At 61.4% G+C, this 12,038-nt stretch carries 12 protein-coding genes; 7 read left to right on the top strand and 5 right to left on the bottom strand.

Annotation, left to right across the window (positions count from 1 at the left end; genetic code table 11):
• Positions 1–16: 16 nt before the first annotated feature.
• Entirely contained in the window at positions 17–637 is a 621-nt protein-coding gene (locus NN484_RS23675; RefSeq protein ID WP_127651836.1) for a LysE family translocator, read from the top strand.
• On the opposite strand, the gene NN484_RS23670 is transcribed toward NN484_RS23675, so the two are convergent.
• The gene (locus NN484_RS23670) at positions 634–1,047 is read right to left on the bottom strand and encodes a VOC family protein (protein WP_127651835.1); all 414 of its coding nucleotides are present in this window, start codon (positions 1,045–1,047) and stop codon (positions 634–636) included. The genes NN484_RS23675 and NN484_RS23670 overlap by 4 nt on opposite strands.
• A gap of 179 nt (positions 1,048–1,226) precedes the next feature.
• On the opposite strand from NN484_RS23670, the gene NN484_RS23665 reads away from it, so the two are divergent.
• The 4 genes from NN484_RS23665 to NN484_RS23650 all read left to right on the top strand — a co-directional run bounded on the left by NN484_RS23665 (position 1,227) and on the right by NN484_RS23650 (position 4,378).
• On the top strand, positions 1,227–2,309 hold the full coding sequence (locus tag NN484_RS23665) for a bifunctional transcriptional activator/DNA repair enzyme AdaA (protein ID WP_274658045.1): 1,083 nt from the start codon (positions 1,227–1,229) through the stop codon (positions 2,307–2,309).
• 30 nt (positions 2,310–2,339) lie between these two features.
• Positions 2,340–3,137, top strand: a complete 798-nt coding sequence (locus NN484_RS23660) for an isocitrate lyase/PEP mutase family protein (RefSeq protein ID WP_274658044.1) — start codon at positions 2,340–2,342, stop codon at positions 3,135–3,137.
• Between the two features lie 2 nt (positions 3,138–3,139).
• Positions 3,140–3,757: a DNA-3-methyladenine glycosylase family protein gene (locus NN484_RS23655; protein ID WP_274658043.1), complete on the top strand. Its 618-nt coding sequence runs from the start codon at positions 3,140–3,142 to the stop codon at positions 3,755–3,757.
• 132 nt (positions 3,758–3,889) lie between these two features.
• A complete protein-coding gene (locus NN484_RS23650; RefSeq protein ID WP_215500840.1) occupies positions 3,890–4,378 on the top strand; it encodes a GFA family protein in 489 nt (162 codons plus the stop codon).
• Positions 4,379–4,492: 114 nt separating this feature from the next.
• On the opposite strand, the gene NN484_RS23645 is transcribed toward NN484_RS23650, so the two are convergent.
• The 3 genes from NN484_RS23645 to NN484_RS23635 form a co-directional block, all read right to left on the bottom strand.
• Positions 4,493–5,779 carry an ATP-binding protein gene (locus tag NN484_RS23645; RefSeq protein ID WP_215500841.1) on the bottom strand — a complete coding sequence of 429 codons (1,287 nt, stop codon included), beginning with the start codon at positions 5,777–5,779 and terminating at the stop codon, positions 4,493–4,495.
• The gene (locus tag NN484_RS23640) at positions 5,780–6,487 is read right to left on the bottom strand and encodes a response regulator (protein WP_127651829.1); all 708 of its coding nucleotides are present in this window, start codon (positions 6,485–6,487) and stop codon (positions 5,780–5,782) included.
• Between the two features lie 227 nt (positions 6,488–6,714).
• On the bottom strand, positions 6,715–7,323 hold the full coding sequence (locus NN484_RS23635; RefSeq protein ID WP_038366285.1) for a MiaE family protein: 609 nt from the start codon (positions 7,321–7,323) through the stop codon (positions 6,715–6,717).
• A gap of 158 nt (positions 7,324–7,481) precedes the next feature.
• On the opposite strand from NN484_RS23635, the gene NN484_RS23630 reads away from it, so the two are divergent.
• Positions 7,482–8,345: a universal stress protein gene (locus NN484_RS23630; RefSeq protein WP_274658042.1), complete on the top strand. Its 864-nt coding sequence runs from the start codon at positions 7,482–7,484 to the stop codon at positions 8,343–8,345.
• An 87-nt stretch (positions 8,346–8,432) separates the two neighbouring features.
• On the opposite strand, the gene NN484_RS23625 is transcribed toward NN484_RS23630, so the two are convergent.
• Positions 8,433–8,903 (bottom strand): DUF1289 domain-containing protein, encoded by a 471-nt coding sequence (locus tag NN484_RS23625; protein WP_041067373.1) that lies wholly within the window; start codon positions 8,901–8,903, stop codon positions 8,433–8,435.
• A gap of 467 nt (positions 8,904–9,370) precedes the next feature.
• Here NN484_RS23625 and acnB point away from each other — a divergent pair, with 467 nt between their 5' ends.
• The gene (acnB, locus tag NN484_RS23620) at positions 9,371–11,980 is read left to right on the top strand and encodes a bifunctional aconitate hydratase 2/2-methylisocitrate dehydratase (protein WP_127651917.1); all 2,610 of its coding nucleotides are present in this window, start codon (positions 9,371–9,373) and stop codon (positions 11,978–11,980) included.
• Positions 11,981–12,038 lie beyond the last annotated feature (58 nt).

Below are 12,038 nucleotides of genomic sequence, written 5' to 3'. Positions count from 1 at the left end.
TTTCTGGAGCGCCGCCATGGACCTCGCCACGCTTACGCTGTTTCTCCCGGCCTGTTTCGCCCTGAACATGGCCCCCGGTCCGAACAACCTGCTCTCGGTGAGCAATGCCACCCGTTATGGCTATCGCCGTGCCTGTGCGGCCGGTATCGGGCGGATTCTGGCGTTCGCCGGGATGATCGCGCTCGCTGGCGCGGGGCTGTCGGTGGTGCTGCAAACCTCGGAATGGCTGTTCCACGCGATCAAGATCATCGGCGCGGCGTACCTGTTGTACCTGGCGTGGCAACTGTGGCGGGCCAATCCCGACGCCGGGCAGCAGGCAACGGCGGCTTCGGTTGGCTTTTTCCGCCTGGCGCGCCAGGAATTCCTGGTGGCGGCGGGCAATCCGAAAGCGATCCTGCTGTTCACCGCGTTCCTGCCGCAATTCGTCGACCCGAGCCAACCGGTAGCGGCGCAATTCGCCGTGCTCGGCGCGCTGTTTCTGCTGCTGGAATGGATCGCCATCGGCGCCTACGCCTGGATGGGCCTGCACATGCGCCGCTGGTTCGCCGAGCCGCGCGGCAAACGCATCTTCAACCGTTGCTGCGCGGGGCTGCTGTCGGCGGCGGCTTCGGTGCTGTTGATGACCAAGCGCGCTTAAGCCTCGGACGGCCCTTTGAGTTCGACCTGATTGCCGTCCGGGTCGAAGCAGTACAGCGACTGACCGTAGCCCTCGGCACCGAAACGGCGGGCGGCTTTTTCGACACTCAAGCCGCAGGATTGCAGGTGGCTGATCAGCGCCGCTTCGTCAAAGGGCTCGATGCGCAGGCAGAAGTGATCGACGTTGCGCCGCTCGGCACCCGCCGCCCCACCGCCCTTCTTGCCCAGCTCGCCCTGCAAGTCGACAAGGTCGATCATCGAGCTGCCGGCGCGCAGGTGCACCAGCCCCAGTTTCTCGTTGTGCCTGACCACTTCGGCGCCGAAGACCCGGTCGTAGAAGTCGATGCTGCGTTGCAGGTCCGCGACGCGCAGGACGATATGGTCGATGTGCTGAATGATGAACGGTGGCATGACCTCAATCCCTCAACTGTAGGAGCTGCCGCAGGCTGCGATCTTTTGCCTTTGATTTTAAGAAACAAGATCAAAAGATCGCAGCCTTCGGCAGCTCCTACACGGTAGTTCAGGGCATTTGGAAATTCACTGTCGATTTTTCGGTGGAGCCATCGAAATCCTGGATTTAAGCTCTGGCCATGAACATACAAACCGCACTCCTGCCGCCCCACGCCGAGATGGTTCGCGCCATGCTCGAACGCGACACCGCCTACGAGGGGGTGTTCTTCACGGCCGTGAAAACCACCGGGATCTTCTGCCGCCCCAGCTGCACGGCGCGCAAGCCGAAACCGGAAAACGTCGAATTCTTCGCCCATGCCGATGAGTGCCTGTCGGCGGGTTATCGCGCCTGCCTGCGCTGCAAACCGCTGGACGCTGCGGCCATTGCCCCCGATTGGGTGCAGCGCCTGCTCGCAGCTGTCGACGCTGACCCGGAAATGCGCTGGAGCGACGCCCAGTTGCTGGCCGAGGGCATCGAACCACTGAAGCTGCGGCGTTGGTTCAAGCAGCATTTCGGCATGACTTTCCACGCCTGGCTGCGCACCCGCCGACTCGGCATGGCGCTGGGCGGAATCCGCCAAGGCACCTCGATCGATCATGCGGCGTTCGATTCCGGCTATGAATCGCTCAGCGGCTTTCGCGATGCGTTCCAGAAGTCGTTCCACATCACCCCGGGCCGAGCGGCCAACAGTGAACCGCTGCTGTTCACCCGCCTGACCACGCCGCTGGGACCGATGATCGCCATGGCCGAACGTCGCGGCCTGGTACTGCTGGAGTTTCTCGATCGCCCGGCGCTGACCCGCGAGGTCGAAGAGCTGCAAACCCGTCACGGCTATGTGGTCGCACCGGGGCACAACGCGCACCTGCAGCAGATCGACAGTGAACTGGCCGCGTACTTTGCCGGCAAGCTCACGGTATTCGGCGTCCCGCTGCACCTGCCCGGTAGCGCGTTCGACTGCCAGGTGTGGGCCGAACTGCGGCAGATCCCCTACGGCCACACCAGCACTTATGGCGCCCTCGCTGCACGCCTGGGCAAACCCGGCGCCAGTCGTGCGGTGGGCCTGGCCAACGGGCACAATCGGCTGTCGATCGTGGTGCCGTGTCATCGGGTGATCGGTGCGGATGGCTCGCTGACCGGCTATGGTGGTGGACAGCCGCGCAAGGCGTTTCTGCTGAGGCTGGAAAACGCCGCCGTGCAGCTCACGCAACCATTGGCTTTCTGACCACGGTATCCATTACAAGAAGGGATTTCGATGAGCACGCTCGACACACAGTTCCACCAGTTGCACCAGGATGGCCTGCTGATCCTGACCAACGTCGCCGACGCCACCGGGGCGCGACTGGTCGAGCACGCGGGCGGCAAAGCCGTCGCCACCAGCAGCGCGGCGGTGGCCTGGGCGCACGGTTATCCGGACGGCAACACCCTGCCCCTCGAACGCTTGATTGCCACGGTGGAATCCATCGCCCGGGTGATCAAGGTGCCGCTGAGCGTGGACATCGAAGCCGGTTATTCCGATGACCTGGGGCGTGTGGCCGAGGTCATCGACGCGGTGCTGGCCGCTGGTGCCGTCGGGATCAATATCGAGGACGGCAACGGCGCCCCGGAACTGTTGGCGCGCAAGATCGAAGTGGCGCGACAAGTCGCGCAAAAGCGTGATGTGAAGCTGTTCATCAACGCCCGCACCGACGTTTACCTCAGGGGTCTGGTGCCGGCGGAAGACCGCGTCGCCGAAACCCTGCGGCGCTCGGCGCTGTACCAGGCGGCCGGGGCTGATGGTTTGTTCGCAGCCGGCGTCACGGCGGCCTATGAAATCGAGGCGATCTGCAAAGGCACGGCGTTGCCAGTCAACGTCCTGGGGTTCGCTTGCCTGCCCTCGCCCGCGGAACTGCAAGCCTTGGGCGTACGGCGCTTGAGCGCCGGGTCCGGCATCGCCGAGTTCCTCTATGGCGCGATGGGTGCGCTGGTGAAAAGCTTCCTCGCCAGCGGCAAACTCGATACCCATGAGCTCAAGGCGTTGAGCTACGGCGAAGTCAACGGCCTGCTGAAATAAGCATGGCCAAGCCTTATCAAGCGGCCAGCGAACATCTGGCCGCACTCGACGAGGACTGGCAGCGGCACATCAGCGCCGTCGGCCCCTGCCTGCATCAACCGCACCCGGCGCGCGATCCGTACGAGTCGCTGGTGCGGGCGATTGCCTATCAGCAACTGCACGCCAAGGCCGGGGACGCGATTGTCGGGCGCCTGGTCGCGTTGTTTCCGGGGCAGACGTTTCCGCGGCCTGAACAGATTCTGGCGAGTGACTTCGATCAGTTGCGCGGCTGCGGGTTTTCGGCGGGCAAGATCGCGACGATTCAGGGCATCGCCCAGGCGACTCTGGACGGTGTGGTGCCGGACTACCCCAGCGCGCTGGCGATGGACGATGAAGCGTTGATCGAACGCCTGATCAGCCTGCGCGGAGTTGGTCGCTGGACCGTGGAGATGCTGCTGATTTATAGCCTGGAGCGCATGGATATTTTGCCGGCGGACGACTTTGGCGTGCGTGAGGGCTATCGGCGATTGAAGGGGCTGGAAGTACAGCCGACGCGCAAGCAGATGATCGAGATCGGCCAGGCGTGGTGCCCTTATCGGACGGTGGCGGCGTGGTATTTGTGGCGCGTGGCCAAGGTCTAGACCGCGTTATCGTTCTTCGCGAGCAAGCTCGCTCCCACGGGGAATGCATTCTCCTGCTCGCGAAGGTGTCAGCAAGATCGCCACAACTCTTCTAGGCTCAACCGGACCACTTCAGCCCACCGGAGGCCCCTCATGCACCTCGAAGGCTCCTGCCACTGCGGCGCCGTCACTTTCAGCCTGACCAGCGCCCACCCTTACCCTTATCAACGCTGCTACTGCTCGATCTGCCGCAAGACTCAGGGCGGTGGCGGCTATGCGATCAACCTCGGCGGCGACTCAGCCAGCCTCAAGGTGCAGGGGCGCAAACATATCTCGATCTACCACGCGAAGATGAAGGACGATGGCGAAAAACGCGCACACCGCAGCACCGCCGAACGGCATTTCTGCTCCCAGTGCGGCAGCGGTTTGTGGCTGTTCAGTCCGCAATGGCCGGAGTTGATCCACCCGTTCGCCTCGGCCATCGACACCCCGCTGCCGGTGCCGCCAGAGCACACGCATTTGATGCTGGGCTCCAAGGCGCCGTGGGTCGAGGTGGACGCCAAGCCCGGGGACCAGCAGTTTGAGGTGTATCCCGAGGAGTCGATTGCGCAGTGGCATGAGCGGTTGGGGTTGGTCAGATGAGCAGGGTTTTGCGCAAGGTTTGAAGGCCTCTTCGCGAGCAAGCTCGCACATTTGAAATGCATTCCTCTGTGGGAGCGAGCTTGCTCGCGAAGGGGCCGGCCCGGACAAAACAGATCAATCCAGATGCGCCCAGGTCATCCGAAACGACGCCCCACCCCAAACCGACTCCCCGACCTCGACCTGCCCGCCATGCGACTGCGACACCCGCCGCACAAGCGCCAGCCCGAGGCCGAAACCACCGGTGCGGCGATCCCGACTGGCATCCAGCCGCGAGAACGGCTCGAAGATTTTCTCCCGGCCTTCGACCGGCACACCCGGGCCGTCATCGTTGACCCGCACCTCGTAATAATCGCCGCTGCGCACCAGCGTCACTTCGACGCGCTGTTCGGCATAACGAATGGCGTTGCGCAGCAGATTGATCACCGCCCGCGCCATGAAACGCGGCTCGATGCGCACGGTGTCGATCCGGCAGTCACCGATCAGCAACTGCACCCCTGCCGCTTCTGCCTCCAGGGCCACGCTGCCGACCACGCTGTCGAGCCAGTTGGCGGCCTGAATGTTTTCGCGCTTGATCACCGTCGCACCGCGTTCGAGGCTGGCGTAGGTCAGCAGCTCGGAGACCATTTCCTCCAGTTCGCCAAGGTCGGCGTACATGTCGGCGATCAGTTCGCGGTTCTGGCTGGGGTCCGGCTGTTGCTTGAGCTGATCGAGTTCGAACGACAACCGCGCAATCGGCGTGCGCAACTCGTGGGACACGGCGTTGGTCAGCTCGCGCTGATTGGCGATCAGGCTCTCGATGCGCGCCGCCATCAGGTTGAAGTGTTCCGCCAGATCGCGAATGTTCGAGCGCTTGGATAATTGAATACGCACCGAGAGATCGTTATCGCCGAAACGCTCGGCAGCCAGGCGCAGTTTTTCCAGATCGCGCCAGTGCGGGCGCACCCAGAAGAACAGGACGATGCCGATCAGCACCGCAAGCATCGCGTAAGCCACCGCAATGTAGAACGGCATCAGGCTCGGTTCCGGCGGCAGCTTGATACTGAGCAGCTGCGAGCCACCGTCAATGTCGCTGATGAATTCAGTGTAGTTATCGCGAATCACCAACAGGTTCTGCGCCAGTTCGGCCTTTTCCTCAGGGCTGAGGGCCAGTTGATCCGCCTCCACCAGCTTCAGCGACAAGCCGTAGTGCGGGCGCAACGCTTCCAGTTGCTGCTCGCGCGCCGCACCTTGCTGATCGCGCATGTGCTCGACCAGTGACCACGCCTGCCCGCGCACCGCCTCACGGTTGTAGTCCTGCATCTGATTGTCGAGCAACGCGTTGAAGGTGTGCTCGACGGTTTGCAGGGCCAGTACCAGGCCCACCGTCATCACCAGAAACAGCCCGAGGAATAACCGCAGCATCTACAGCTCCCACGCAAACGGATTGAACAGATACCCCTTGCCCCACACGGTCTTGATACACACCGGCTCACGGGGGTTGTCCTTGAGTTTGTTGCGCAACTTGCTGATGTACACGTCGACGCTGCGATTGAGTCCGTCGAAGGCGATGCCGCGCATGCGGTTGAGGATGTCATCACGCGACAGGGTCTTGCCGGCGGCGCTGGCCAGCAGCCACAGCAGCTCGAACTCCATGGTGGTCATTTCGATGATTTCGCCGGCCAGGCGCACTTCGCGACAACTGCGATCGATGCTCAGCCGCCCGAACTCCAGCGAACTGACCACGCTGACATCCGGCATCTGCCGACGCTGCAACGCGCGCAGCCGCGCCAGCAGCACCGGCGGCTTGATCGGTTTGATCACGTAGTCATCGGCGCCGGACTCCAGGCCGAGAATGTGGTCGAGGTCGTCTTCCTTGGCGGTGAGGATCACTATCGGCGTGTCCGACACGCTGCGGATTTCCCGGCACACGTGCAGCCCGCTCTGCCCCGGCAGCATCAGGTCGAGCACCACCACTTTGGGCTGAAACTCGAGAAACGCGGCCATCGCCAGATCACCGCGATGCACCGCGCGCACCTCGTAGCCATGCTGCTCGAGAAAATGCGCAATCAGCGTGGCCAGACGCTCATCGTCTTCGACCAGCAGGACTTTGCCAAAACCCAGGTTATCCATAACGACCGTCTGCCAACCCATGTGTGAAGTGGTCGACAGTATGGCGGCAATCGCCGGTGAGGCGTTGTCCCGGGCAGCAAAAACCGGCCGCGGAGGCCGGTTTTTGTAGATGTTTCATACTCTTAAGAGTTTTTAACAGTTTTCTATGTAGGCGCTGCCGAAGGCTGCGATCTTTTGATCTTGCTTTAAAACATCAACAGATCGCAGCCTTCGGCAGCGCCTACAGGTTATGCGGTCGCGGGCACACCACTGTGGAAGCGGAACTCTTCGTCCGGCGACTCGATCAGTTCCTGCTCGGCGGCACGGACCTTTTCGATCACCTGGGCGATGTCCTTCGCGTCGCCGTACTGATAAGCCAGCTTCAGATACCCCTGGAAATGCCGCGCCTCGCTTTTCAGCAGGCCGAAATAGAACTTGCCGAGTTCTTCGTCCAGATGCGGCACCAGCGCTTCGAACCGCTCGCAACTGCGCGCTTCGATGAACGCGCCGACCACCAGCGTGTCGACCAGTTTCACCGGTTCGTGACTGCGTACCACTTTGCGCAGGCCCGAGGCGTAACGGCCGGCGTGGAGCTGGCGCAGCTCGATCTTGCGGCGTTTCATGATGCGCATGACTTGTTCGTGGTGCACCAGTTCTTCCCGGGCCAGACGCGACATCATGTTGATCAGGTCGACGTGGGAATGGTACTTGGCAATCAGGCTCAGCGCGGTGCTGGCGGCCTTGAACTCGCAGTTCTTGTGGTCGATCAGCAGGGTTTCCTGATCAGCCAGTGCGGCCTGGACCCAGGCGTCGGGCGTGCGGCAGCCAAGGAATTCGTGGATTTCGGGCAGGATCATGGGGCTCACGGTAAAGGTATTGGCGCGAAGGGCGCCGATTATACCGGCCTGCCCGCAGACCACCAGCGGCTGGCGTTGATATGCATCAAGTCGCGGTCCGACGAGCAGCAACTATAGTTGTGCAACGCCGTGCCTTTTCTTTGCTGGAGACTCCGCTCATGCAAGCCATTCGCAGCATTCTGGTGGTCATCGAACCCGAACATTCGGAAAGCCTGGCGCTCAAGCGCGCCAAGTTGATCGCCGGCGTGACCCAGGCTCATCTGCACCTGCTGGTGTGCGACCGCAAGCACGACCACGCCGGCATGCTCGGCGTGCTCAAAGCCGCGCTGCTGGCTGACGGCTACAGCGTGACCACCGAACAGGCGTGGAATGAAAGCCTGCACGAGACCATCATCGATGTGCAGCAGGCCGAAGGCTGCGGGCTGGTCATCAAGCAGCACTACCCTGACAGCCCATTGAAGAAAGCTCTGCTGACCCCGGCCGACTGGAAACTGCTGCGCCACTGCCCGACCCCGGTGTTGCTGGTGAAAACCTCCACACCGTGGAAAGACCGGGTGATTCTCGCGGCAGTCGACGTGGGCAACGCCGATGGCGAGCACCGGCACTTGCACACCACGATCATCGATCACGGCTTCGACATCGCCAGTCTGGCCAAGGGGCATCTGCATGTGATCAGTGCGCATCCTTCGCCAATGCTGTCGGCAGCGGACCCGACCTTACAGCTCAGCGAAACCATCGAAGCACGTTATCGCGAGCAATGCCGGGCGTTTCAGGCGGAATTCGATGTGGATGAAGAACACCTGCACATCGAGGAAGGCCCGGCGGATGTGCTGATCCCGTTCATGGCGCACAAGCTGCAGGCCGCAGTGACCGTGATCGGCACCGTGGCACGCACCGGGTTATCAGGCGCGCTGATCGGCAATACCGCCGAGGTGGTGCTGGATGCACTGGAAAGCGATGTGCTGGTGCTCAAACCGCAGGAAGTTGAGGATCATCTGGTGGAGCTGGCGGTGAAGCACTAAAAGCAAAAGATCGCAGCCTGCGGCAGCTCCTACAGGGGGAATGCGTTCTACCTGTAGGAGCTGCCGCAGGCTGCGATCTTTTGATCTTCAGGCGCCGAAGGCGTCCTTGAGGAAGCCGGGCGCGATGTAGCGCTGATAATGCGCTTCCGACAGCAGGAAGAATTCCCGATCAATGGCATCGCGCAGTTCCGGCAGGTTCCAGTCGCGGAACTCCGGCAACAACACCATTCCGTAGGCTTCCAGATTAATGATCACCCGCGCCCCGCGCGCAATCAGCTGATACGCCCAGCAATATTCCGACTGATGCGGCACAAAGCGGATCTTGCGCTGTTCCAGCTGCTGGCGCAGACGCGCCGAATCGAAGATCTCGACCTTGCTCGCCATCACTTGTGACAGCAATTGTTCCAGACGCAACCACACCGCACGTTTTTCTTCCTCGCCGTAACCATTCCAGTGGATCACTTCGTGGTGGAAACGCTTGCAGCCACGGCACACCAGATCTCCGTAAACAGTGGAGCAGAGGCCGACGCAGGGGGTCTTGATGGTCTGATTGGGCATAAATTGGCAAAACACTGAAACGCGGAACAGGCCCGCATGTTAGCCCTTTGTCAGGCATTGATCACCCCTCAAACGTCAGGGGCAAGCGCTGGATCGCGGTTTGATGCGCCCGCGTACAACGCCACCAAAGTCCAATAGAGTCCGACTTACCTTTAAATTTTTTTTGCCGTAGAATCAGCCAGCCTTTTAAGGCGCCAATGTCCGTTAGAAGCTGTTTTCAAAGCGTCACGAGCACAGTCGTTCCTTCAGAGCGGTGTTGGCGAAGGGTTTTTCCAGCGGGGAAAAGCCCAACGCCAACCCTCATCAGCTCCCCGTTCTGCAGGCGTAAAACTTTGAAAGCAGCTTCTGTAAGGAATTGCCGGTAATTCTGGCCGAACGACCCACAACGTCGTGAGGTGCATGAGTACGGCCATTTCGGGATGAGCGTCCCGGACACCCATTTGGGACCACTGATGAGGGTAATAACTGTGCTTGAAGCCTACCGCAAACATATCGAAGAGCGTGCAGCCCTGGGTATCGTTCCCCAGCCGCTTAACGCCGAACAAACTGCAGGCCTGGTCGAGCTGCTGAAGAATCCTCCGGCTGGCGAAGAAGCTTTCCTCGTTGACCTGATCACCAATCGCGTACCACCAGGAGTGGACGAAGCCGCTTACGTCAAAGCCGGTTTCCTCTCCGCACTGGCCAAAGGCGAAGTCACCTCCCCTCTGCTGGACAAGAAACGCGCTGTAGAACTGCTCGGCACCATGCAGGGCGGCTACAACATCGTGACCCTGGTTGAACTGCTGGACAACGCCGAGCTGGCGCCAGTGGCTGCCGAAGAACTCAAGCACACCCTGCTGATGTTCGATGCCTTCCACGACGTGGCTGAAAAAGCCAAGAACGGCAACGTTCACGCCAAGGCCGTGCTGCAATCCTGGGCTGACGGCGAGTGGTTCAAGAAGCGCCCGGTTCTGGCCGACAAGATCAGCCTGCGCGTGTTCAAGGTCACCGGCGAAACCAACACCGACGACCTGTCGCCTGCGCCAGACGCCTGGTCGCGTCCTGACATCCCGCTGCACGCCCTGGCCATGCTGAAAATGGCCCGTGACGGCATCGTTCCGGACGAGCAAGGCAAGACCGGCCCGATGAAGCAGATCGAAGAAATGCGCGGTCAAGGCTTCCCGATCGCCTACGTCGGTGACGTGGTCGGTACCGGTTCCTCGCGTAAATCGGCGACCAACTCGGTGCTGTGGTTCTTCGGCGACGACATCCCTTACGTGCCGAACAAGCGCGCTGGCGGTTTCTGCTTCGGCAGCAAAATCGCTCCGATCTTCTACAACACCATGGAAGATGCCGGCGCACTGCCAATCGAGTTCGACGTCTCGAACATGAACATGGGCGACGTGATCGACCTGTACCCGCACGCTGGCAAAGTCTGCAAGCACGGTACCGACGAAGTCATCACCACCTTCGAAATGAAGACCCCTGTGCTGCTGGACGAAGTCCGTGCCGGCGGTCGTATCCCGCTGATCATCGGCCGTGGCCTGACCGAAAAGGCTCGCGCCGAACTGGGTCTGCCTGCGTTCGACCTGTTCAAGAAGCCTGAAGCACCGGCTGAAAGCACCAAGGGCTTCACCCTGGCGCAGAAAATGGTCGGCAAGGCGTGCGGTCTGGCAGAAGGCAAAGGCGTGCGTCCTGGCACCTACTGCGAACCGAAGATGACCACCGTAGGTTCTCAGGACACCACCGGTCCGATGACCCGTGACGAACTGAAAGACCTGGCGTGCCTGGGCTTCTCCGCTGACCTGGTGATGCAGTCCTTCTGCCACACCGCGGCATATCCGAAGCCGATCGACGTGACCACCCACCACACCCTGCCTGACTTCATCATGACCCGTGGCGGCGTTTCCCTGCGTCCGGGCGACGGCATCATCCACTCGTGGCTGAACCGCATGCTGCTGCCAGACACCGTAGGTACCGGTGGTGACTCGCACACCCGTTTCCCGATGGGCATCTCGTTCCCGGCCGGTTCCGGTCTGGTCGCGTTTGCCGCAGCCACCGGCGTCATGCCGCTGGACATGCCGGAATCGATCCTGGTGCGCTTCAAAGGCAAAATGAAACCTGGCATCACCCTGCGTGACCTGGTTCATGCCATTCCTTACTTCGCCATCCAGAACGGTCTGCTGACCGTCGAGAAGAAAGGCAAGAAAAACGCCTTCTCCGGCCGCATCCTGGAAATCGAAGGTCTGGAAGGTCTGACCCTGGAACAGGCGTTCGAACTGTCCGACGCCTCGGCCGAACGTTCGGCTGCCGGTTGCACCATCAAGCTGTCGAAAGAGTCGATCACCGAGTACCTGCAGTCCAACATCACCCTGCTGCGCTGGATGATCGGCGAAGGCTACGGCGATGCACGTACCCTGGAACGTCGTGCTCAAGCGATGGAAGCCTGGATCGCCAATCCTGAGCTGATGGAAGCCGATGCCGACGCCGAATACGCCGAAGTCATCGAAATCGATCTGGCCGACATCAGCGAGCCTGTACTGTGCGCGCCGAACGACCCGGACGACGCCCGTCTGCTGTCCAGCGTGGCTGGCGAGAAAATCGACGAAGTGTTCATCGGTTCGTGCATGACCAACATCGGTCACTTCCGCGCTGCCGGTAAACTGCTGGATCAGGTCAAGGGTCAGCTGCCAACCCGTCTGTGGCTGTCGCCGCCGACCAAGATGGACGCTCACCAACTGACCGAAGAAGGCTACTACGGCATCTACGGCAAGGCCGGCGCACGCATGGAAATGCCAGGCTGCTCGCTGTGCATGGGTAACCAGGCACGCGTTGAGCCGAACAGCACCGTGGTCTCGACCTCCACCCGTAACTTCCCGAACCGTCTGGGCGACGGCGCGAACGTCTACCTGGCTTCGGCCGAGCTGGCGTCCGTCGCTTCGATCCTGGGTCGCCTGCCGACCGTCGAGGAGTACATGGAATATGCTGGCAAGATCGACAGCATGGCGGCCGATGTTTACCGCTACCTGTCCTTCGACCAGATCGCCGAGTTCCGTGAGGCTGCTGCGAACGCCAAGATCCCGGTCGTTCAAGCCTAACGCTGCAACGCAATGAAAAACGCCGCCCATCGTGAGATGAGCGGCGTTTTTTTATACC

This window comes from Pseudomonas serboccidentalis (assembly GCF_028830055.1).
Lineage (GTDB): Bacteria > Pseudomonadota > Gammaproteobacteria > Pseudomonadales > Pseudomonadaceae > Aquipseudomonas > Aquipseudomonas serboccidentalis.
This window is presented reverse-complemented; position numbering and strand designations above follow the sequence as displayed.

Bases quoted from the DNA above. Each gene is read 5' to 3' on its own strand.
- NN484_RS23645 (WP_215500841.1), bottom strand. From the start codon at position 5,779: ATGCTGCGGTTATTCCTCGGGCTGTTTCTGGTGATGACGGTGGGCCTG.
- NN484_RS23630 (WP_274658042.1), top strand. From the start codon at position 7,482: ATGCAAGCCATTCGCAGCATTCTGGTGGTCATCGAACCCGAACATTCG.
- NN484_RS23650 (WP_215500840.1), top strand. From the start codon at position 3,890: ATGCACCTCGAAGGCTCCTGCCACTGCGGCGCCGTCACTTTCAGCCTG.
- NN484_RS23625 (WP_041067373.1), bottom strand. From the start codon at position 8,903: ATGCCCAATCAGACCATCAAGACCCCCTGCGTCGGCCTCTGCTCCACT.
- NN484_RS23640 (WP_127651829.1), bottom strand. From the start codon at position 6,487: ATGGATAACCTGGGTTTTGGCAAAGTCCTGCTGGTCGAAGACGATGAG.
- NN484_RS23670 (WP_127651835.1), bottom strand. From the start codon at position 1,047: ATGCCACCGTTCATCATTCAGCACATCGACCATATCGTCCTGCGCGTC.
- NN484_RS23635 (WP_038366285.1), bottom strand. From the start codon at position 7,323: ATGATCCTGCCCGAAATCCACGAATTCCTTGGCTGCCGCACGCCCGAC.
- NN484_RS23675 (WP_127651836.1), top strand. From the start codon at position 17: ATGGACCTCGCCACGCTTACGCTGTTTCTCCCGGCCTGTTTCGCCCTG.
- NN484_RS23665 (WP_274658045.1), top strand. From the start codon at position 1,227: ATGAACATACAAACCGCACTCCTGCCGCCCCACGCCGAGATGGTTCGC.
- NN484_RS23655 (WP_274658043.1), top strand. From the start codon at position 3,140: ATGGCCAAGCCTTATCAAGCGGCCAGCGAACATCTGGCCGCACTCGAC.
- NN484_RS23660 (WP_274658044.1), top strand. From the start codon at position 2,340: ATGAGCACGCTCGACACACAGTTCCACCAGTTGCACCAGGATGGCCTG.